19 protein-coding genes are annotated in these 20,598 nt (G+C 68.2%); 8 read left to right on the forward strand and 11 right to left on the reverse strand.

Going from position 1 to position 20,598, the window contains the following annotated elements:
* Positions 1-14: 14 nt before the first annotated feature.
* Complete coding sequence (locus tag LGN10_RS27605) at positions 15-1,073, reverse strand: ATP-NAD kinase family protein (RefSeq protein ID WP_099316468.1); 1,059 nt, start codon at positions 1,071-1,073, stop codon at positions 15-17.
* A gap of 524 nt (positions 1,074-1,597) precedes the next feature.
* Here LGN10_RS27605 and LGN10_RS27610 point away from each other — a divergent pair.
* Positions 1,598-3,532 carry a sigma-54-dependent Fis family transcriptional regulator gene (locus LGN10_RS27610; RefSeq protein ID WP_059585288.1) on the forward strand — a complete coding sequence of 645 codons (1,935 nt, stop codon included), beginning with the start codon at positions 1,598-1,600 and terminating at the stop codon, positions 3,530-3,532.
* A 9-nt stretch (positions 3,533-3,541) separates the two neighbouring features.
* On the opposite strand, the gene LGN10_RS27615 is transcribed toward LGN10_RS27610, so the two are convergent.
* Both LGN10_RS27615 and LGN10_RS27620 read right to left on the reverse strand, forming a co-directional pair.
* Positions 3,542-3,976: a carboxymuconolactone decarboxylase family protein gene (locus LGN10_RS27615; protein WP_059585287.1), complete on the reverse strand. Its 435-nt coding sequence runs from the start codon at positions 3,974-3,976 to the stop codon at positions 3,542-3,544.
* A complete protein-coding gene (locus LGN10_RS27620; RefSeq protein WP_226225693.1) occupies positions 3,960-4,421 on the reverse strand; it encodes a MerR family transcriptional regulator in 462 nt (153 codons plus the stop codon). Before LGN10_RS27620 ends, LGN10_RS27615 begins: the two co-directional genes overlap by 17 nt.
* A 286-nt stretch (positions 4,422-4,707) precedes the next feature.
* Between LGN10_RS27620 and LGN10_RS27625 the strand changes: the two genes are divergently transcribed.
* Positions 4,708-5,319: a ComEA family DNA-binding protein gene (locus LGN10_RS27625; protein WP_226225694.1), complete on the forward strand. Its 612-nt coding sequence runs from the start codon at positions 4,708-4,710 to the stop codon at positions 5,317-5,319.
* An 88-nt stretch (positions 5,320-5,407) separates the two neighbouring features.
* Positions 5,408-5,839, forward strand: coding sequence for a YidB family protein (locus tag LGN10_RS27630; RefSeq protein WP_099316472.1), 432 nt, complete (start codon positions 5,408-5,410; stop codon positions 5,837-5,839).
* A gap of 116 nt (positions 5,840-5,955) precedes the next feature.
* On the opposite strand, the gene clpB is transcribed toward LGN10_RS27630, so the two are convergent.
* Together clpB and LGN10_RS27640 are read right to left on the reverse strand one after the other, a co-directional pair.
* Entirely contained in the window at positions 5,956-8,553 is a 2,598-nt protein-coding gene (gene clpB / locus LGN10_RS27635; protein WP_089464826.1) for an ATP-dependent chaperone ClpB, read from the reverse strand.
* 158 nt (positions 8,554-8,711) lie between these two features.
* A complete protein-coding gene (locus tag LGN10_RS27640) occupies positions 8,712-9,230 on the reverse strand; it encodes an Rrf2 family transcriptional regulator (RefSeq protein WP_060966201.1) in 519 nt (172 codons plus the stop codon).
* A 252-nt stretch (positions 9,231-9,482) separates the two neighbouring features.
* Between LGN10_RS27640 and LGN10_RS27645 the strand changes: the two genes are divergently transcribed.
* Positions 9,483-10,043 (forward strand): group III truncated hemoglobin, encoded by a 561-nt coding sequence (locus tag LGN10_RS27645; RefSeq protein ID WP_124658619.1) that lies wholly within the window; start codon positions 9,483-9,485, stop codon positions 10,041-10,043.
* A 62-nt stretch (positions 10,044-10,105) separates the two neighbouring features.
* On the opposite strand, the gene LGN10_RS27650 is transcribed toward LGN10_RS27645, so the two are convergent.
* The 6 genes from LGN10_RS27650 to LGN10_RS27675 form a co-directional block, all read right to left on the reverse strand.
* Positions 10,106-10,582: a molybdenum cofactor biosynthesis protein MoaE gene (locus LGN10_RS27650; protein WP_060316491.1), complete on the reverse strand. Its 477-nt coding sequence runs from the start codon at positions 10,580-10,582 to the stop codon at positions 10,106-10,108.
* Positions 10,583-10,593: 11 nt separating this feature from the next.
* A complete protein-coding gene (gene moaD / locus LGN10_RS27655; RefSeq protein ID WP_226225696.1) occupies positions 10,594-10,851 on the reverse strand; it encodes a molybdopterin converting factor subunit 1 in 258 nt (85 codons plus the stop codon).
* Between the two features lie 19 nt (positions 10,852-10,870).
* Positions 10,871-12,118, reverse strand: coding sequence for a gephyrin-like molybdotransferase Glp (glp, locus tag LGN10_RS27660; protein WP_226225697.1), 1,248 nt, complete (start codon positions 12,116-12,118; stop codon positions 10,871-10,873).
* Positions 12,119-12,352: 234 nt separating this feature from the next.
* Positions 12,353-13,804, reverse strand: a complete 1,452-nt coding sequence (gene thrC, locus LGN10_RS27665) for a threonine synthase (RefSeq protein WP_124658618.1) — start codon at positions 13,802-13,804, stop codon at positions 12,353-12,355.
* Positions 13,805-13,818: 14 nt separating this feature from the next.
* Positions 13,819-15,147, reverse strand: a complete 1,329-nt coding sequence (locus LGN10_RS27670; RefSeq protein WP_059585276.1) for a homoserine dehydrogenase — start codon at positions 15,145-15,147, stop codon at positions 13,819-13,821.
* A gap of 53 nt (positions 15,148-15,200) precedes the next feature.
* Complete coding sequence (locus LGN10_RS27675; RefSeq protein ID WP_226225698.1) at positions 15,201-16,439, reverse strand: pyridoxal phosphate-dependent aminotransferase; 1,239 nt, start codon at positions 16,437-16,439, stop codon at positions 15,201-15,203.
* Positions 16,440-16,754: 315 nt separating this feature from the next.
* On the opposite strand from LGN10_RS27675, the gene LGN10_RS27680 reads away from it, so the two are divergent.
* The 4 genes from LGN10_RS27680 to LGN10_RS27695 all read left to right on the forward strand — a co-directional run bounded on the left by LGN10_RS27680 (position 16,755) and on the right by LGN10_RS27695 (position 20,596).
* Complete coding sequence (locus tag LGN10_RS27680; RefSeq protein ID WP_059645648.1) at positions 16,755-17,129, forward strand: Mth938-like domain-containing protein; 375 nt, start codon at positions 16,755-16,757, stop codon at positions 17,127-17,129.
* 123 nt (positions 17,130-17,252) lie between these two features.
* On the forward strand, positions 17,253-18,929 hold the full coding sequence (locus LGN10_RS27685) for a glycosyltransferase family 39 protein (RefSeq protein WP_124658617.1): 1,677 nt from the start codon (positions 17,253-17,255) through the stop codon (positions 18,927-18,929).
* A 13-nt stretch (positions 18,930-18,942) separates the two neighbouring features.
* The gene (locus tag LGN10_RS27690) at positions 18,943-19,314 is read left to right on the forward strand and encodes an EamA family transporter (RefSeq protein WP_059585272.1); all 372 of its coding nucleotides are present in this window, start codon (positions 18,943-18,945) and stop codon (positions 19,312-19,314) included.
* A gap of 130 nt (positions 19,315-19,444) precedes the next feature.
* Positions 19,445-20,596 (forward strand): DegT/DnrJ/EryC1/StrS family aminotransferase, encoded by a 1,152-nt coding sequence (locus LGN10_RS27695; RefSeq protein ID WP_059585271.1) that lies wholly within the window; start codon positions 19,445-19,447, stop codon positions 20,594-20,596.
* Positions 20,597-20,598 lie beyond the last annotated feature (2 nt).

A 20,598-nucleotide genomic window follows, 5' to 3' on the forward strand; every position in this document is an offset into this window, starting at 1 on the left:
GTGAAACCGGTGTATCAGTCGTGCCACGCACCGGCATCGCGCAGCAGTTGCCGTGACGACGCGTAGCGCAGCGTGCGGCCGACGTCGACCGTCAACGGTCCGCCCCAGTCGAGTGCGATCTCGTAGCGATCGCCGCGCGCGACCTCGATCTCGCGCTCGCCGTCGAACGCGAGCGTGCCGCGCTCGAACGGAATCGCGTGCCACGCGCCCGGCTCGAGCCGCTCGCAACTGCGCATCACGACGCGGTCGACGCGCCCCGGCGCGATCGGCGCGACGAGCGGCGTGCCGGCCGTCTTGCCGGCATCCGCGAAGCGCATCGCGAGCCCGTGCGGCGCGCTGCGTTCGAGCGGCGCCCACGCGCCGCCGAGCGCGGACAGGCCGATGCCGTCCGGTTCCGCGAACGTCAGATAGAGCGTGTCGATGTCGTCCGAGCCGGAGATCGCGCGCGCGCCGACGAAGCGCTGCCGCGCGGCGCACACATCGACGAGCGCGATCTCCTCGCGCCCGGGCTGCGCGCCCGCGACGCAGCGCACGACGAGCCGCTTGTTGCGCACGAACGCGACCTCGGCCGGCACGGCGCCGGTCGCGACGAGCCCCGCGGCGACGCCGGCGACGGTCGCCTCGCGATGTTCGGGAAACGCGTTGTTGGTGCCGGTGGACAGCGCGACGAGCGGCGTCGCGCCGCAATGCGCGGCCACCGCGCGATGGGTGCCGTCGCCGCCGAGCACGACGATCAGCGACACTTCCATCCGATGCAGATAGGCGGCGCCGGCCTGCGTGTCGGCGACGCTGTCGGTGATCGGCAGGTCGACGAATTCGACCTGAGGCCAGCGCTCGTGCGGCGCGACCGCGCGATGCGTGTCGATCGCGCGCAGCAGCAGCGTCGCGATGCCCGTGCGGTCGCGCAGCGTCAGCACGCGCTCGACGCCCATCGCGCCGAGGCCGGCCAGCAGGCGCACGATCATGTTCGCCTTCTCCGCGGTCGGGAACACGGATGCATGCGTCGTGAGGCGGCGGATGTCGCGCCCCGATGCGGGGTTCGCGATCACGCCGACGGTAACGGGCGTCGTCACGGGTTTGTCTCCATCCAGTCGGCAGGGCCGGCGTATTGCGCGCGCCGCCTCGCCTGTTTCGTCCGCTGCCATCGGCGGGCGGCGGATCGTCGTCGCCGACGCGATCGCCGGCTTGCCCGTCATCTCTGCAAGCGGCGTGCCATCGTGCATGCGATGGCCGCGAAACCCGCGTCCGCGCTGGCGCGGCGGGCATGCGCGGGTTCGGAATGCGCGGTCGTGACGGCGCGGCGCGCGTCGAATTCGCCGGTACGTCTCATGCCGTCGATACGGCGACGCGATCGTCGCGGCGCGCGCGCATGCGCGGCGTTCCGCCCGCAAACCCTGCGTTCGCGCGGCGCCGCGCGCGCGACGCCCCGCCTGACGACCGTCGCGCCGCGCGCGGGCGGCCGTCTCAATCGCGCGAGACGCATCGGATACCGGTGAGACGACCGTCTCACGCGCGCCGCGTGCTGCAATGCAGTGTGATCCGCCGGACCGGATGTGCTACAAGAACAGCGACATCCCCGCCGTACCCGGAGCCGACCATGCCCTACGCCGTCCCCCAGGCCCAGCACGCCGACCGCATACTCGGCGCGCTCGCCGGGCGCCTGCCCGCGCCGGCCGATTCCGCGCGCCTCGTGTCTTCGTGGCAGCGATCGCTGGAGCGCTATCGTCTCGACCCCGCTTCGTCGATCGGCCCGCGCGTGCTGACCGCGGCCGAGCTGCGCGAAGTGCGCGACAAGGAAGAGGCCTTCCTGCGCGCGTCGGGCCAGTGCCTGACGCGGCTGCACGACATGATCCGCGTCGCCGACTACTGCGTGATGCTGACCGACGCGCACGGCGTGACGATCGACTACCGGATCGACCGCGAGCGCCGCAACGACTTCCGTCATGCGGGGCTGCACATCGGCTCGTGCTGGTCGGAAAGCGAGGAAGGAACCTGCGGCGTCGCGAGCGTGCTGACCGATCTCGCGCCGATCACCGTGCACAAGACCGATCACTTTCGCGCGGCGTTCACGACGCTCACGTGCAGCGCGGCGCCGATCTTCTCGCCGGCCGGCGAACTGATCGGCGTGCTCGACGCGTCGGCCGTGCATTCGCCCGACGGCCGCGACAGCCAGCGCCTCGTCTACCAGCTCGTGCGGCAAAGCGCGGCGCTGATCGAGGACGGCTACTTCGTGCACAGCACCGCGCAGCACTGGATATTGTTCGGGCATCCGAACCGTCACTACGTCGAGGCGCAGCCCGAGTGGCTGATCGCGTTCGACGAATGCGGCAACATCGTCGCCGCGAACCGGCACGCGCGCGACGCGCTGCCGGCGCTGCGCGAGCCGCGCCATATCGACGAGATCTTCGATGCGACCGAGATGCCGCTGCGCGACGCGGCGCGGCTCGACGCGATCGTCGCGCTGCGGCTGCGCGCGACCGGCGCCCCGCTCTACGCGCGGCTGCGCGCGCCGCTACGCCGCGCCGGCCGCGAACCGGGCGCGGCCCGGGCCGCCACGGCATCGCGCCGCCCGGGCACCGCCGCGCCGCGTCACGTCGGCGCGCTGACGCCGTTCCTGCACAGCAGCGATGCGCGCATCGCGCAACAGGCCGAACTCGCGCTGCGCGTCGCGAGCAAGCGGCTGCCGATCCTCGTGCTCGGCGAAACCGGCGCGGGCAAGGAAGTGTTCGCCCGCGCGATCCACGACGCCGGCGCGCGGCGCGCGCGGCCGTTCGTCGCCGTGAACTGCGGCGCGCTGCCGGAAGCGCTGATCGAGAGCGAACTGTTCGGCTATGCGGCCGGCGCGTTCACCGGCGCACGCAAGCACGGCGCGCGCGGCAAGATCGCGCTCGCCGACGGCGGCACGCTGTTTCTCGATGAAATCGGCGACATGCCGCTCGCGCTGCAGACGCGCCTGCTGCGCGTGCTGGCCGACGGCGAGGTCGTGCCGCTCGGCAGCGATACGCCGGTGCGCGTCGATCTCGACGTGATCTGCGCGACGCACCGCGATCTTGCGCGGATGGTGGCCGACGGCACGTTCCGCGAGGATCTGTACTACCGGTTGAGCGGCGCGACGTTCGAGCTGCCGCCGCTGCGCGAGCGCGCGGACGTGCGCGACGTGATCGCCGCCGTGTTCGCCGAGGAGGCGCAGGCGACCGGCCACGTGCTGACGCTCGATGCGACGCTCGCCGAACAGCTCGCGGCCTACCCGTGGCCGGGCAACGTGCGGCAACTGCGCAACGTGCTGCGCTATGCGTGCGCGGTGTGCGACGCCGCGCGCGTGACGCGGCACGACCTGCCGGCCGAGCTCGCCGCGCAACTCGGCGGCACCCCGGCGGGCGTGCTGCCCGACGACGAACGCGGGCGCATCGTCGCCGCGCTCACCGCGCATCGCTGGCGGCCCGACGCGGCCGCCCGCGCGCTCGGCATGTCGCGCGCGACGCTGTACCGGCGCATCGCGAAGCACCGGATCGTCGCGCCGCACCGCGCGTGACGCGCGCCGTCATGCGGGCTGCCCGGCCGCTTCGTTCGCGTGGTCTGCCCCGCCGGCCGCTTCGTCGCGCCGCTTGAACACCTCGTGCGCGGCGAACAGCGCGTTGAGCGCGGCCGGCATCCCCGCATACACGGCCATCTGCATGAACACCTCGACGATCTCGTCGCGCGTGCAGCCGACGTTCAGCGCGGCCTCGATATGCACCTTCAGTTGCGGCTGCGCGTTGCCGAGCGCGGCCAGTGCGGCGATCGTCGCGATTTCGCGCGCCTTCAGGTCGAGTTGCGGCCGGCTGTAGATGTCGCCGAAGCTGAATTCGACCAGGAGCCGCGCGAAATCCGGCGCGATCGGCGCAAGCGCCGCGATCACGCGTTCGCCCGCTTCGCCGTCGATTTCCTTGAGCTTGTTCCAGCCGCGCGTGTAGCGATCCTCAACGAGTCGTTCCATCTTGTCCGTCCTGTTCCGATAAAGAGTGAGAAAGATGCGCCCGTCGTTCCGTTTCCCGTTCCTGCGCCTCGTAGTACGCGATCTTGGCGCCGATCGCATCGAGGCTCGCCTGCAGCTCCGCGATATGCGCGCGCACCGCGTCGCGATGCGCGACCAGCAAGTCGCGCCGCGCGCGGAACGTCGACTCGCCCTGCTCGCGCAGCACCGCGAACGCCTGCATCTGCGCGATCGGCATGCCGGTCGCCTTCAGGCGCATCACGAAGGCCAGCCAGTCAAGGTCGGCCGGCGCATAGAGCCGGTGCCCGGCCGCCGTGCGTGAAATCGCGCGCAGCAGGCCGGCCTGCTCGTAATACCGCAACGTGTGCGTCGACACGCCCGTCAGTTCGGCGACTTGACCGATCGTCAGCGGACCGGCGGCGGAGGGTTGGGATACGGTTTTCGACATGGCAGGAACAAGGTTAGGAGTTAGAGTTCACTCTAAGTCAAGCATTGTCTGACGGCCAGTGCGGCGTTCGCCCGCGATCCCCCTGCGACACCGTAAAGAATGGTCAAAATCGCCCGCCGCGACCGCTTTCGGCCTTTACAGCACCGCAAGCCTTCAGCAAGATGCGATCAGCCTGTCTCAAAAAGGGCACGCATTTGTCCTATGCTTAACGGCGACGCCCGGCCAGTTCGTGGGCCGCCGTCCGTTGCAACAACCATTCATCCGTCAGAACCAGGGAGCCCTTGCCATGCTGAAAAAGCTGCTGATGCTGTTCGTCGCGCTGTCGCTGTCGCTCGCCGCCGGCCTTGCCGCGGCCGTCGATGTCAACACGGCCGACCAGGCCGCGCTCGAATCCGTGAAGGGTCTCGGGCCCGTGAAGTCGAAGGCGATCATCGACGAACGCACCAAGAACGGCCCGTTCAAGGACGCCGACGATCTCGCGAACCGCGTGAAGGGTCTCGGCACGAAGTCGGTCGGGCATCTCGAGGAAAACGGCCTGACGATCGGCGGCTCGTCGACGCCGCCGAAGGGCGTGAAGCCGTCGAAGCCGGCCGCGACGACGTCGGCGACCCCATCGACCACGACCTCGGCAGGCACCGCATCGACGTCCACGACCGCGACGGCCGGCACGACGGCCACGGCCCCCGCGCCGGCGGCGAGCGCACCGGAAGCAGCCGCCAAGCCGGCCAAGACCAAGCGCGCATCGAAGAAGGAAAAGGCGGCAGCGGCGGCCGCGGCATCCGCGGACGCGGGTGCGAGCGCACCGGCGGCCGCATCGTCCACGAAGGCGGCGAAGGGTTCGAAGAAGAAGAGCAAGAAGGACAAGGCAGCCTCCGCCGCCGCGGCGTCGGGCGCCTGATGTGCGCCGCGCGCGCGACGGCGTGCGCGCGGCATTCGTTCAACGGGCGCCGTCGTCACGGCGCCCTTTTCAGTGAAGGTGAAGAACCATGGGTCTCCTCGACATCGTCGGCGGTCTGATCGGCGGCCAGGCCGGCGGCAACTCGCAAAGCGCGCTGATCACGACCGCGCTCGAATTCATCAACAACCAGCCGGGCGGCCTGAACGGGCTGATCGAGAAGTTCAAGGCCGGCGGCGCCGGCGAGATCATCGGTTCGTGGGTCGGCACCGGCGAAAACCAGCCGATCTCGCCGGATACGCTGCAGAACGTGCTCGGCTCGGACGTCGTGGGCTCGCTCGCGAGCAAGGTCGGCATCGATCCCGCGCAGGCCTCGTCGATCCTCGCGCAGGTGCTGCCGCACGTCGTCAACGGCGCGACGCCGAACGGCGAAGTGCCGGCCGGCGGCCAGGTCGACACGTCGAACGTGCTCGGCACGCTCACGCAGCTCGCCGGCATGTTCGGCGGCAACAAGCAAGGCTGAGCCCGCACCGCGACCGGGCGGCCCGTTCGGCCGCTCCATAAGCAAACACCCCGCCGAGGCGGGGTGTTCGTTTTGCGCGCCCGGCGTGAGCCGGGCACGCGGCCGATGGCGGACGATCAGTGAACGACGCGGTCGAACACGAACTGGCCGTCGTTCACGTCGACCGGGATCACGTCCTTCGGACCGAAGCGGCCCGCGAGGATCAGCTTCGCGACCGGGTTCTCGATCTCCTGCTGGATCGCGCGCTTCAGCGGCCGCGCACCGAACACCGGATCGTAGCCGACCTTCGCGATCTGTTCGAGCGCCGCCGGCGACACGTCGAGCGCCATGTCGAGCTTCGCGAGCCGGTCATGCAGGCGCGCCAGCTGAATCTTCGCGATCGACTCGATGTTGCTGCGGTCGAGCGCGTGGAACACGACGACGTCGTCGATCCGGTTCAGGAACTCGGGGCGGAAATGCTGCTTCACCTCGAGCCACACGGCGTCCTTGATCTCGTCCTGCGGCGAGCCCGTCATCGCCTGGATCACCTGCGAGCCGAGGTTCGACGTCATCACGATGACCGTGTTCTTGAAGTCGACCGTACGCCCCTGCCCGTCCGTCATGCGGCCGTCGTCGAGCACCTGTAGCAGCACGTTGAACACGTCCGGATGCGCCTTCTCGATCTCGTCGAGCAGGATCACGCTGTACGGCTTGCGGCGCACGGCTTCCGTCAGGTAGCCGCCTTCCTCGTAGCCGACGTAGCCCGGCGGCGCGCCGATCAGCCGCGCGACGCTGTGCTTCTCCATGAACTCGCTCATGTCGATGCGGATCAGGTGCTCTTCCGAATCGAACAGGAACGACGCCAGCGCCTTGCACAGCTCGGTCTTGCCGACACCGGTCGGGCCGAGGAACAGGAACGAGCCGTACGGACGGTTCGGATCGGCGAGCCCCGCGCGCGACCGACGGATCGCATCGGCCACTGCGCTGATCGCCTCGTCCTGGCCGACCACGCGCTCGTGCAGCTTTTCCTCGATGTGCAGCAGCTTCTCGCGTTCGCCTTGCATCATCCGCGACACGGGGATGCCCGTCGCACGCGACACGACTTCCGCGATTTCCTCCGCACCGACCTGCGTGCGCAGCAGTCGCGGACGCGTCGGGTTGTGCTGCTCCTGCTCCTCGGCCTGCGTGACCTGCTTCAGTTGCGCCTCGAGCTGCGGCAGCTTGCCGTACTGCAGCTCGGCGACCTTCTCCAGCTTGCCTTCACGCTGCAGCCGCGCGATGTCCGCCCGCACCTTCTCGATCTCTTCCTTGAGCTGCGCGCTGCCCTGCACCGCGGCCTTCTCGGCGGTCCAGATCTCTTCCAGATCCGCATATTCGCGGCCGAGGCGATCGATCTCTTCCTCGATCAGTTGCAGGCGCTTCTGCGACGCTTCGTCCTGCTCCTTCTTCACCGCTTCGCGCTCGATCTTCAGCTGGATCAGACGACGGTCGAGCTTGTCCATCTCTTCCGGCTTCGAATCGATTTCCATCTTGATCTTCGAGGCGGCTTCGTCGATCAGGTCGATTGCCTTGTCGGGCAGGAAGCGGTCGGTGATGTAGCGATGCGACAGCTCGGCCGCGGCGACGATCGCCGGGTCGGTGATGTCGACGCCGTGGTGCAGTTCGTACTTCTCCTGCAGCCCGCGCAGGATCGCGATCGTCGCCTCGACGCTCGGCTCGTCGACGAGCACCTTCTGGAAGCGGCGTTCGAGCGCGGCGTCCTTCTCGATGTACTTGCGGTATTCGTCGAGCGTGGTCGCGCCGATGCAGTGCAGTTCGCCGCGCGACAGCGCCGGCTTCAGCATGTTGCCCGCGTCCATCGCGCCTTCGGCCTTGCCCGCGCCGACCATCGTGTGAATTTCGTCGATGAAGACGATCGTCTGGCCTTCGTCCTTCGCGATGTCGTTGAGCACGGCCTTCAGGCGTTCCTCGAACTCGCCGCGATACTTCGCGCCGGCGAGCAGCGCGGCCATGTCGAGCGACAGCACGCGCTTGCCCTTCAGCGTCTCGGGCACCTCGCCGTTGACGATCCGCTGCGCGAGCCCTTCGACGATCGCGGTCTTGCCGACGCCCGGTTCGCCGATCAGCACCGGGTTGTTCTTCGTGCGGCGCTGCAGGATCTGGATCGAGCGGCGAATTTCGTCGTCGCGGCCGATCACCGGGTCGAGCTTGCCCGCGCGGGCGCGCTCGGTCAGGTCGACCGTGTATTTCTTCAGCGCCTCGCGCTGGCTTTCGGCGTCCTGGCTGTGCACCTGCGAGCCGCCGCGCACCGCGGCGATCGCGGCTTCGAGCGCCTTGCGCGTGAGACCGTGCTGGCGCGCGAGCTTGCCAGCGTCGCCCTTGTCGTCGGACACGGCGAGCAGGAACATCTCGCTCGCGATGAACGTGTCGTTGAGCTTCTGCGCTTCCTTGTCGGCCTGATTCAGCAGGCCGGCCAACTCACGGCCGATCTGGATGTCGCCGCCCGTGCCCGTTACTTGCGGCAGGCGCGAAATGGCTTCGTTCAGCGCGCCCTGGAGCGCCTGCACGTGCACGCCCGCGCGCGACATCAGCGAGCGGGCCGAGCCGTCGTGCTGCGCGACCAGCGCCGCGAGCACGTGAACGGGTTCGATGTATTGATTGTCGCGGCCCGCCGCGAGGCTTTGCGCGTCCGCGAGTGCTTCCTGGAACTTGGTGGTGAGCTTGTCGATTCTCATTTGGTTGAGACCTCCAATTTTCGATTAACACCAAGATGAGGATGGTTATGCGGCTTTCAAGCGAAATTCGGGTTGATTCAGCGCAAAAATTGCCGGATAACCTGAAAACGGTCCGGCGGCGCGATGGCGCGAGCGGGCAGCGCGCGGCGCCCCGCGCATCAGGGGGCCCTGGAGGACGTCTGTTCAACTGCCGGCGCTTCGTCCGGCGACGGCGCGGCACGCACGAGCGCGACCGGACGAATGCCGAGCAACGCCGCGAGCGGCGATGCGGGCACGGCCAGCTCGCCGAGCGTGTGACGATCGAGCTCCGCGAAGAAGGCATCGCGCGCGGCCGCCAGCACGCTTTTCAGTCGGCACTGCGGCTCGATCACGCAGCCGCGCGGCTCGCTGCCGTCGGGCGAAAAGCAGCCGACCAGCGCGAAGTCGTTTTCGGTCGCCCGCACGACCTGGCCGACCGTCAGCCGCAGCGAATCGGCGAACAGCCGCAGCCCGCCGTTGCGGCCGCGCACGGTGTCGACCCAGCCCAGTTCGCCGAGCCGCTGGACGACTTTCATCAGATGGTTCTTCGAGATGCCGTAGGCGTCCGAGATCTCCTGGATCGTCGCGAGCCCCTCGCCGCGCACGGCCAGATACAACATCACGCGCAGCGAATAGTCGGTGTAGTCGGTGAGTCTCATGAGCGAATACAGAAAAGGTCGATCGTGCCCCGCTCAGATGAACCGGGCCGATCGCGAGGCGTGCAGGGCCGATAGACGGCGCCGTGGCGCGGCCCCGGGTTGCCGGGATCGCGTGCGCGCAATAAGATGCGGGATATCTACACGTTTTCCAGGGGTTATTGGACGCTATTTTGCGTCAAAATCCGACCGGCGTCCTGCCCGTCGCCGGCGCCGTCGCGCCGTCACCGCCCCGCTCTACCGGCCCTTTTCGTCATGACTGCCCAACCCGTCTCGCCCGATACCGTACCGGCCCGCCCCCGCGACGCCGAGCCGACCGAAGACAACATCCGCGATCTCGTCTACGCGTTCTACGACCGCGTACGCGCCGATCCGCTGCTGGGGCCCGTATTCGACGCGAAGCTGGCCGGCCGCTGGGACGACCATCTGCCGAAGATGGTGACGTTCTGGTCGAGCCTCGTGCTCGGCACCAAGGGCTATCGCGGCAACGTGCAGCAGGCGCACCAGCCGCTCGACGGGATCGAGCCGGCCCATTTCAGCCGCTGGTTGTCGCTGTTCCTGAACACCGTCGAAGCGCGCTACGCGCCGCCCGCGGCGGTTCGTTTCATGGAGCCCGCGCTGCGGATCGCGCAGAGCCTGCAGTTGAGCCGGTTCGGCTGGGACTACCGGATTCCGCCCGAGCAGCAGGCGCTGCTCGACGCGATCGCGCCGCGCCGCCGCGACGCGGGCGACGATTCGCACACGTTGCCGTCGCGCGCCCGCGGCGAGCCTTTTCCGACGAAGATCATCGGGCGCGGCGTCGACCCGGACGCGTAACGCCCTTTACACGCGACGACCGCACGCACGCGGCACTTCGCTGCATCGCCCGCGTGCCGCGCTCAGCGCGGCGCGTTGCCCGACTCGACGCCCCAGCGCGCGAGCGCGGCGTCGTCGGTGCTGCGCGCATCGACCCAGCGCTCGCCATCAGGCGTCGTTTCCTTCTTCCAGAACGGCGCTTCGGTCTTCAGATAATCCATCACGAACTCGCACGACGCGAACGCGTCGCCGCGGTGCGACGCGACCGTCGCGACCATCACGATCTGGTCGAGCGGCAGCAGCCTGCCGACGCGGTGCACGATCGCGACGTCGACACCCGGCCAGCGCCGGCCGGCCTCGGCCGCGATCTTTTCGAGCGCCTTCTCGGTCATTCCCGGATAGTGCTCGAGCTCCATCGCGGCGACCGTATCGCCTTCGTTCAGGTCGCGCACCGTGCCGACGAAGCACGCGAGCGCGCCGATCTTCGGGTTGCGCGCCCGCAATGCCGCCACTTCGGCATTCAGATCGAAATCGTCGGTCTGGACTCGTACCGTTGCCATCGCCTCCCCCCTCAACCGCCCGTGACGGGCGGGAAGAACGCGACCTCGCAGCCTTCGGTGAGCCGCGTGTCGGGGTCGGTCATCTCGTGGTTGCACGCCATGCGCAACGCGCGCCCTTCGGCCAGCGTGTCGGCCCACGCGCCGCCGCGCGCGCGCAGCCACGCGCGCACGTCGCCGACGGTCGTCACGCCGTCCGGCACGTCGGCTTCTTGATCGGCCACGCCCAGCGCTTCGCGCACGCTTGCAAAAAATTTCAGTTGAATCTTCATGGTTCGGGGAGCCGTCGCGTCACGACAGCAGTTCGGAAAACGGAATGAAACGCACGGTCTCGCCTGCGCTGATCGCGTGCTGCGGCGGATTGTCGATCAGGCCGTCGCCCCAGACCGTCGATGTGAGCACGGCCGAGCTCTGGTTCGGGAACAGGTCGAGGCCGCCGGCCGCATTGACGCGCGCGCGCAGGAATTCGTTGCGCCGGTCGCCCTTGCTCTGCGAAAAATCGGCACGCAGCGACAACGCGCGCGGCGCGACGTCGCGCACGCCGGACAGGCGCAGCAGGAACGGCCGCACGAACAGCAGGAACGTGACGAAGCTCGAGACCGGGTTGCCGGGCAGCCCGATGAAATGCGCGTCGGCGCGCTCGTCGCCGCGGCGCACCGCGCCGTACGCGAGCGGCTTGCCGGGCTTCATCGCGATCTGCCACAGCGCGAGCCGGCCTTCGGCCTCCACGGCCGGCTTCACGTGATCCTCGTCGCCGACCGACACGCCGCCGCTCGTCAGGATCACGTCGTGATCGCGGGCGGCCTCGCGCAGCGTGTCGCGCGTCGCGGCCAGCGAGTCGGGCACGATTCCGTAATCGGTCACGTGGCAGCCGAGCCGCTCGAGCAGCCCGCGCAACGTGAAGCGGTTCGAGTTGTAGATCGCGCCGGGCTTCAGCGGCTCGCCGGGCATCGTCAGTTCGTCGCCGGTGAAGAACACCGCGACGCGAATCCGCCGCGCGACCGCCAGTTGCGCGCAGCCGACCGACGCGGCGAGACCCAGCGCCTGCGGCGTGAGCCGGGTGCCAGCCGGCAGGATCACCGAACCCTGACGAATGTCCGCGCCCTGCGTGGTGATCCATTCGCCGGCCTTCGGCGTGTGCAGGATCTCGACCGCGTCGCCGTCGGCCGATGCTTGCTCCTGCATCACGACGGCATCGGCGCCCGGCGGCACCGTCGCGCCGGTGAAAATCCGCGCGGCCGTGCCGGCCGCGAGCGGCGCGGCCGGATGCCCGGCCGGAATGCGCTGCGACACCGGCAGGCGCCGGTCGCCGTGCAGCAGGTCGGCGACACGCACCGCATAGCCGTCCATCGCGCTCGTATGCATCGGCGGCACGTCGAGCGGCGAGCTGACGTCGGCCGCCAGCACGCGGCCGAGCGCGTCGAGCGTGGCGACGGTTTCGGCGCCGGGCAGCGGCTTCGCGGCGTCGAGCAGCGCGGCGAGCGCCTCGGCGGTCGACAGCATCGGCGCGCGCGGCGCCGCGGGATTCGGGTTCGACATCGATGGAATCGGGGATCGTTGGAATCAATACGTCATTGTAGCGACGACGCCACGCGGACGCGCGATATGGCGGGCATGCGAAAACTGTGATCGGCGCGAACGCGCGGGTCTGGCACCTGTTTCGCGCGGCGTATGATGCCCGCGCGCCAAACGAAACGGCCGGAACCCCGATCCGTTCGACGAATCGGCATTCCGGCCGTCCCGCGCGACCGGGCCCGCAGGCCCGGCCGTGCGTCATGCGCCCGTATGGGCGGCGATGAAGTCCTTCACCTGCTGCGCGTCGGCCTTCACGACCTCGAAGCGCTGCGGCAGCGCCTCGAGCCCGTCGAAAGCGGCCGGACGCTCGGCTTCGCGATCGAGCGCCTCGCGGATCGTCTCGCCGAACTTGATCGGCTGCGCCGTCTCGAGCACGACCATCGGCACGCCGGCCTCCAGATGCTCGCGCGCGACCTTCACGCCGTCGGCCGTATGCGTATCGATCATCGTGTCGTAGCGCGAGAACACGTCGCGGATCGTCGCGATGCGGTCGGCGTGGCTGCTGCGGCCGGACACGAAGCCGAATTCGGCCACACGCGCGAAATCGCCGCTCGCCGCGAGATCGAAGCCGCCCTTCTCCTCGACGTCGCGGAACAGTTGCATCACGCGCGCCGGATCGCGGCCGAGCAGGTCGAACACGAAGCGCTCGAAGTTCGACGCCTTCGAGATGTCCATGCTCGGGCTGCTCGTGTGATAGGTGTTCTCGGCGCTGCGCACGCGGTACGCGCCGGTACGGAAGAACTCGTCGAGCACGTCGTTCTCGTTGGTCGCGACCACCAGCTTCGCGATCGGCAGCCCCATCATCCGCGCGATGTGGCCCGCGCAGACGTTGCCGAAGTTGCCCGACGGCACCGTGAACGACACGCGCTCGTCGTTGGACTGCGTCGCCGCGAAATACCCCTTGAAGTAGTACACGACCTGCGCGACGACGCGTGCCCAGTTGATCGAGTTGACGGTGCCGATCTTGTGCCGCGCCTTGAACGCGTGATCGTTCGACACGGCCTTCACGATGTCCTGGCAGTCGTCGAACACGCCTTCGACCGCGAGGTTGAAGATGTTCGGATCCTGCAGGCTGAACATCTGCGCCGTCTGGAACGCGCTCATCTTCTTGTGCGGCGACAGCATGAACACGCGCACGCCCGCCTTGCCGCGCATCGCATACTCGGCCGCGCTGCCGGTGTCGCCCGACGTCGCGCCGAGGATGTTCAGCGTTTCGCCGTGCTTCGCGAGCGTGTACTCGAACAGGTTGCCGAGCAGCTGCATCGCCATGTCCTTGAACGCGAGCGTCGGGCCGTTCGACAGTTCGAGCAGCGACAGCGCCGCGCCGTTCTCGGTGCCGAGCGCCTTCAGCGGCGTGATGTCGGACGCGTTTTCGCCATGGCGCGTGTTGCTGTACACGGCGGCCGTGTACGTGCGGCGCGTGAGCGCGCGCAGGTCGTCGGCCGGCACGTCGTCGCAGAACTTCGACAGGATCTCGAACGCGAGATCCGCGTACGACAGCGTGCGCCAGCGCGCGAGCTCGTCGGCGGACACCTTCGGATACTCGGCCGGCAGGTAGAGCCCGCCGTCCTTCGCGAGACCGCCGAGCAGGATGTCGGAGAACGTATGCCGCTCGCCGATGCCGGCGCCGCGCGTGGAGATGTAGTTCATGTCGTTCCTGGTCCTCAGTTCAGCGCTTCCATGCGCAGCTTCGTTACCTTCGAGACCACCGTCGCGAGGCTCTCGATCTGCGCGATCGCCGCGTTGACGTTCTTCTCGACCGTCTCGTGCGTGATCAGGATGATGTCGGTCTCGCCGTTCGCGCCGTCGATCTGCTCCGATTCCTTCTGCAGCAGCGCGTCGATCGAGATGCCCGACTCGGCGAGGATGCGCGTGATCGCGGCCAGCACGCCGGTCTGGTCGGCGACGCGCAGGCGCAGGTAGTAGCCGCTCGTCACTTCCTCGATCGGCAGGATCGGCGTGTTCGACAGGCTGTCCGGCTGGAACGCGAGGTGCGGCACGCGATGCTCGGGGTCGGCCGTATGCAGGCGCGTGACATCGACGAGATCCGCGACGACGGCCGATGCAGTCGGCTCCGCGCCCGCGCCCTTGCCGTAGTACAGCGTCGTGCCGACCGCATCGCCGTGCACGACGACCGCGTTCATCGCGCCCTCGACGTTCGCGAGCAGGCGCTTTTCCGGGATCAGCGTCGGGTGCACGCGCAGCTCGATGCCGTTTGCGGCGCGGCGCGCGATGCCGAGCAGCTTGATCCGGTAGCCGAGCTCTTCCGCGTAGCGGATGTCGGTCGCGTCGAGCTTGCTGATGCCCTCGACGTACGCGCGGTCGAACTGCACCGGCACGCCGAACGCGATCGCGCTCATGATCGTCGCCTTGTGCGCGGCGTCGACGCCTTCGATGTCGAAGGTCGGATCGGCTTCCGCGTAGCCGAGTTCCTGCGCGGCCTTCAGCGCGGTCGCGAAATCGAGGCCGCGGTCGCGCATTTCCGACAGGATGTAGTTCGTCGTGCCGTTGATGATGCCCGCGATGTACTGGATGCGGTTCGCGGTCAGGCCTTCGCGCAGCGCCTTGATGATCGGGATGCCGCCGGCGACGGCCGCCTCGAACGCGACCATCACGCCCTTCTCGCGCGCGGCTTCGAAGATCTCGGTGCCGTGCACCGCGAGCAGCGCCTTGTTCGCCGTGACGACGTGCTTGCCGTTCGCGATCGCGCGCAGCACGAGCTCGCGCGCGATGCCGGTGCCGCCGATCATCTCGGCGACGATCGCGATCGACGGATCGTCGACGACCGCGTTGAAGTCGTCGGTGATCTGCGCGGCCGCGGCGTCACCGCCGAGCGCGGCCTGCGCCTTGGCCGGGTTGCGCACGGCAATGCGCGCCACCTCGATGCCGCGCCCCGCGCGTCGCTTGATTTCTTCCTGGTTGCGGCGCAGCACCGTGAAGGTGCCGCTGCCGACGGTGCCGAAGCCCAACAGGCCAACTTTGATCGGTTCCATGCTGCGTGTGATCGATGAGTAAGAAGTAGTGAGTTCCGTGTGGCGCTGCCCGCTCAGACCGAATGGCGCTTGCGGTAGCCGTCGAGAAAGCGCGCGATCCGGTTGATCGAATCGGCCAGATCGTCGAGGTTCGGCAGGAAGACCACGCGGAAGTGGTCCGGCGTCGCCCAGTTGAACCCCGTGCCCTGAACCAGCAGCACGCGTTCCTCGAGCAATAGGTCGAGAATGAACTGCTGGTCGTTCTGGATCGGGTAGAGCTTCGGGTCGAGGCGCGGGAACATGTACAGCGCGGCCTGCGGCTTCACGCAGGTCACGCCCGGGATCGACGTCAGCATGTCATACGCGAGTTCGCGCTGCTTGTACAGGCGCCCGTTCGGCACGATCAGCTCGTTGATGCTCTGGTAGCCGCCGAGCGCCGTCTGGATCGCGAACTGGCCGGGCACGTTCGCGCACAGGCGCATCGACGACAGGATGCCGAGCCCTTCGAGGTAATCCTTCGCGCGCCGGCGATTGTCGCCGCCGAGGCCCGACACGGCCATCCAGCCCGCGCGATAGCCGCACGACCGATAGCTCTTCGACAGGCTGTTGAACGTGACGGTGATCACGTCCTCCGACAGCGCGCCCAGCGCCGTGTGCTCGAGGCCGTCGTAGACGATCTTGTCGTAGACCTCGTCGGCGAACACGATCAGCCCGTGCTGGCGCGCGATCTCGAGCAGCTCGAGCAGCAATTCGTCGGAATAAAGCGCGCCGGTCGGATTGTTCGGGTTGATCACGACGATCGCCTTCGTGTTCGGCGTGATCTTGCCGCGGATGTCGTCGAGGTCGGGCATCCACGCGTTCTGCTCGTCGCACACGTAGTGCACGGGCGTGCCGCCCGACAGGCTCACGGCCGCCGTCCACAGCGGGTAGTCGGGCGCGGGGAGCAGCACTTCGTCGCCGTCGTTCAGGAGCGCCTGGGTCGCCATCACGATCAGCTCGGACGCGCCGTTGCCGATGTAGATGTCGTCGAGGCCGACGCCGACGACGCCCTTTTGCTGCGTGTAGTGCATCACGGCCTTGCGCGCCGAGAACACGCCCTTCGAATCCGAATAGCCGGACGACGCCGGCAGGTTGCGGATCATGTCCTGGATGATTTCGTCCGGCGCGTCGAAACCGAACGGCGCGAGGTTGCCGATGTTCAGCTTGATGATGCGGTGGCCTTCTTCCTCGAGGCGCTTGGCGTGCTCGAGCACCGGGCCACGGATGTCGTAGCAGACGTTGAGCAGCTTGTTCGACTTCTGAATCGGTTTCACGACGACACGGTTCCTGGGTTGGCCTTGCGGCCGGGGGGACGGGATCAAAACTGGAAAGCGGCCGGTCTGTGCGCGCTGTCTAGGCTGGGAAAAAGCGGCGGCCGGACGCGGCTTGTGGCGACGCACGACGCAAGTGGCGCCCGGGGGCGACCAAAAAGTTATAATTTAGCGGATTTTGGCCGACTTTCGCAATGCACCATAGCCGCGCCGGGCCCGCGCCGTCGGGCGTCCGCGCGTGCCGGAGCGCGCGAAACCGGCCTGCCGGGCCCCACGGCCCTGCCAATCCATTCCCCTACGGAACCGCGGAATACCGATTTGAAACTGCACCAGGACACGAGCGGCGCGCTCAACACCGTCACCGGCTACGGCCCCGATTATGTCGACGTCAATCTCGAACGCCATGAAACGAGCGTCATCGTCCTGCCCGGCGCGCCGGTCCAGGCCTGGCCCGTGGCGTCGTTCGACGCGCTCGCGCCCGAGCATTTCGCGATGCTGCTCGACCCCACGCCCGAACTCGTGATCTTCGGCAGCGGCGCGCGGCTGCGCTTTCCGCACCCGCGGCTCGTCGCGGCGCTCACCGCGAAACGGATCGGCGTCGAGACGATGGATTTCCAGGCCGCCTGCCGCACCTACAACATCCTGATGGCCGAGGGCCGCAAAGTCGCCGCCGCGCTCTTGATTGAACGTTAATCCCCGATGCGGTAAAACACGGGCCGGCGCAGCGGGTCGATCCCCGGATCGCCGCGGCCAGGCCGCCCGCCCCCGGCGCACCGCGCCGGCGGCCCGTCACAACAACCAACAGGCTGAAAACCCATGAACGATACGCCGTCGAGGCTACCGCTCAATCGCATCACGCTCGTCCTCCTCGTCGTCGCGCTCGCGATCGTCTGGTTCGCGCCGCTCGGGCTGCGCCACCTGATCCCGAGCGACGAAGGCCGCTACGCGGAGATGGCGCGCGAGATGTTCGTCACCGGCGACTGGATCACGCCGCGCTACAACGGCTACAAGTACTTCGAGAAGCCGCCGCTGCAGACCTGGCTGAACGCGCTCACCTTCGCCTGGTTCGGCATCGGCGAATGGCAGGCGCGCCTCTACACCGCCGTCGCGAGCTTCGCCGGCGTGCTGCTCGTCGGCTACACCGGCGCGCGCCTGTTCAACCCGCTGTCGGGCTTGCTCGCGGCCGTCGTGCTGGCCAGCTCGCCGTACTGGAACCTGATGGGCCACTTCAACGCGCTCGACATGGGGCTCGCGTTCTGGATGGCGCTGTCGCTCTGCTCGCTGCTGCTCGCGCAGCAGCCCGGGCTGCGCCCGGCCGCGGTACGCGGCTGGATGTGGGCGTGCTGGGCCGCGATGGCGTTCGCGGTGCTGTCGAAGGGCCTCGTCGGCCTGATCCTCCCGGGCGCCGTGCTCGTGCTGTATACGTTGATCGCGCGCGACTGGGCGCTGTGGAAGCGCCTGTACCTCGTCAGCGGCCTCGTGATCTTCTTCGCGATCGTCGCGCCGTGGTTCGTGCTCGTCCAGCAGCGCAACCCCGAGTTCTTCAACTTCTTCTTCGTCGTCCAGCAGTTCCGCCGGTACCTGACCCCGGAACAGAACCGCCCGGGCCCGCTGTACTACTTCGTGCCCGTGCTGCTGGTCGGCTTCCTGCCGTGGCTGTCGGTCGCGTGGCAGAGCATCCGCCATGCGCTGCGCATGCCGCGCCAGCCGAACGGCTTCTCGCCGATGCTCGTGCTGCTGATCTGGAGCGCGTTCATCTTCCTGTTCTTCAGCGCGTCGCATTCGAAGCTGATCTCGTACGTGCTGCCGGTCGCGCCGGCGCTCGCGCTGATCATCGGCGCGTACCTGCCGCTGATGACGGCCGACCGGTTCCGCCGCCATCTGCTCGGCTACCTCGTGTTCTTCGTTGCCGCGGCGTTCGGGATCATCTTCCTCGCGTACCAGGGCGACGCCCGCACGCCGAACGCGCTGTACCGCGCGTTCCAGATGTGGCTGTACGCCGGCCTCGCGGTCTCGGCCGCGCTGACGCTCGCGGCCGCGTGGCTGAACCGCCGGGCGGGCGCGGCCGCCGCGCTCGCCGCGTTCGGCGCCGCGTGGCTCGCGTTCGGCACGATCGGCGGCACCGGGCACGACGAGTTCGGCCGCTACAGCTCGGGCGCGCTGCTCGCGCCGGCCGTGCGCGCCGAGCTGGCGAAGCTGCCGCCCGACACGCCGTTCTACTCGATCGAAATGCTCGACCACACGTTCCCGTTCTACGTGGGCCACACGACGATCATGGTCCAGCGCCAGGACGAGCTCGCGTTCGGGATCTCGGTCGAGCCGAACAAGTGGATCCCGACCGTCGGCGAATGGATCACGCGCTGGAAGCAGGACACCCATGCGCTCGCGATCATGCCGCCCGGCCAGTACGACGCGCTGGCCAAGGAAGGCGTGCCGATGCGCGTGATCGCGCGCGACAACCGCCGCGTGATCGTCGAGAAACCGCAATCGTAAGGACGTCCCCCGCATGAATCCCGTTTCGTTCGTCTGCATCGTCACCGGCGTGATGCTCAACGCCTGTGCGCAACTTTTGCTGAAAGCCGGCGTCAACGCCGTTGGACACTTCGAATTCAGCCGTGCGAACATCATTCCGGTCGGATTCAAGATCGCGACCCAATTGCCGATCATCGGCGGCCTCGGCTGCTACGTGCTGAGCGTCGTCGTATGGATCGTCGGACTGTCGCGGGTCGACGTGTCGATCGCGTACCCGATGCTGTCGCTCGGCTACGTCGTCAATGCGTTCGCGGCGTGGTACCTGTTCGGCGAAGTCCTGTCGATGCAGCGGCTCGTCGGCATCGGCATCATCCTGATCGGCGTGCTCGTGCTCGCGCGCAGTTGAGCACGGCGCGCGGCGTTAAGCGTCCGCCTACAAAAAATCACGGTACGAATCGGCCAACCGGTGTTTAATGCCGGTTTCGGACGGATCGCCCGACCCTTTTATTACACGCCATTACAGGCCCAACGCGTTCATGAGCCAGACTACCGCTCCGTTTCTGCCGTTCACCCGCCCCGAAATCGACGAGGAAACCATCCAGGGCGTCGTCGACGTGCTGCGCTCGGGCTGGATCACGACCGGCCCGCAGTGCCAGAAATTCGAAGCCGCGCTGTCGGAGTACTGCGGCGGCCGCCCGGTCCGCGCGTTCAATTCGGGTACCTGCACGCTGGAGATCGGCCTGCGCATCGCGGGCGTCGGCCCCGGCGACGAGGTGATCACGACGCCGGCGTCGTGGGTCTCGACCAGCAACGTGATCATCGAAACGGGCGCGACGCCCGTATTCGCGGACATCGATCCCGTCACGCGCAACATCGATCTCGACAAGCTCGAGCAGGCGATCACGCCGCGCACGAAGGCGATCGTCCCCGTGTTCCTGTCCGGCCTGCCGGTCGACATGGACCGCCTGTACGCGATCGCCCGCGCGCACAAGCTGCGCGTGATCGAGGATGCCGCGCAGGCATTCGGCTCGACGTGGAACGGCAAGCGCATCGGCGCGTTCGGCGACCTCGTGTCGTTCAGCTTCCACGCGAACAAGAACCTGACGACGATCGAAGGCGGCGCGCTCGTGCTGAACGACGAGGACGAAGCCGTGCTCGCGCAGAAGTACCGGCTGCAGGGCATCACGCGCACCGGCTTCGACGGGATGGACTGCGACGTGCTCGGCGGCAAGTACAACCTGACCGACGTCGCCGCGCGCGTCGGCCTCGGCCAGCTACCGCACCTCGAGCGCTTCACCGCGCAGCGCCGCGCGCTCGCCCGCGCGTATTTCGCCGCGTTCGACGGCGGCGCGGCCGTGAAGCTCGGCCTCGGCCTGCCGGTCGCCGAATTCGAGAACGGCAACTGGCACATGTTCCTCGTCACGCTGCCGCTCGAGCGGCTGACGATCACGCGCGCCGAATTCATGGCGCAGATGAAGGAACGCGGCATCGGCACCGGCATCCACTACCCGGCGATCCATCTTTTCACGCTGTACCGTGCGCGCGGTTTCAAGGAGGGGATGTTCCCCCACGCCGAACGGTATGGCGCGTCGACCGTCACGCTGCCGCTGTTTACGCAGATGACGGAAGGCGACGTGCGTCGCGTGGTCGACGCCGTCAATCAGATTTGCGAACAATACGGAAAATAAGC

The sequence above is a fragment of the Burkholderia sp. AU32262 genome (genome assembly GCF_020419985.1).
GTDB lineage: Bacteria > Pseudomonadota > Gammaproteobacteria > Burkholderiales > Burkholderiaceae > Burkholderia > Burkholderia semiarida.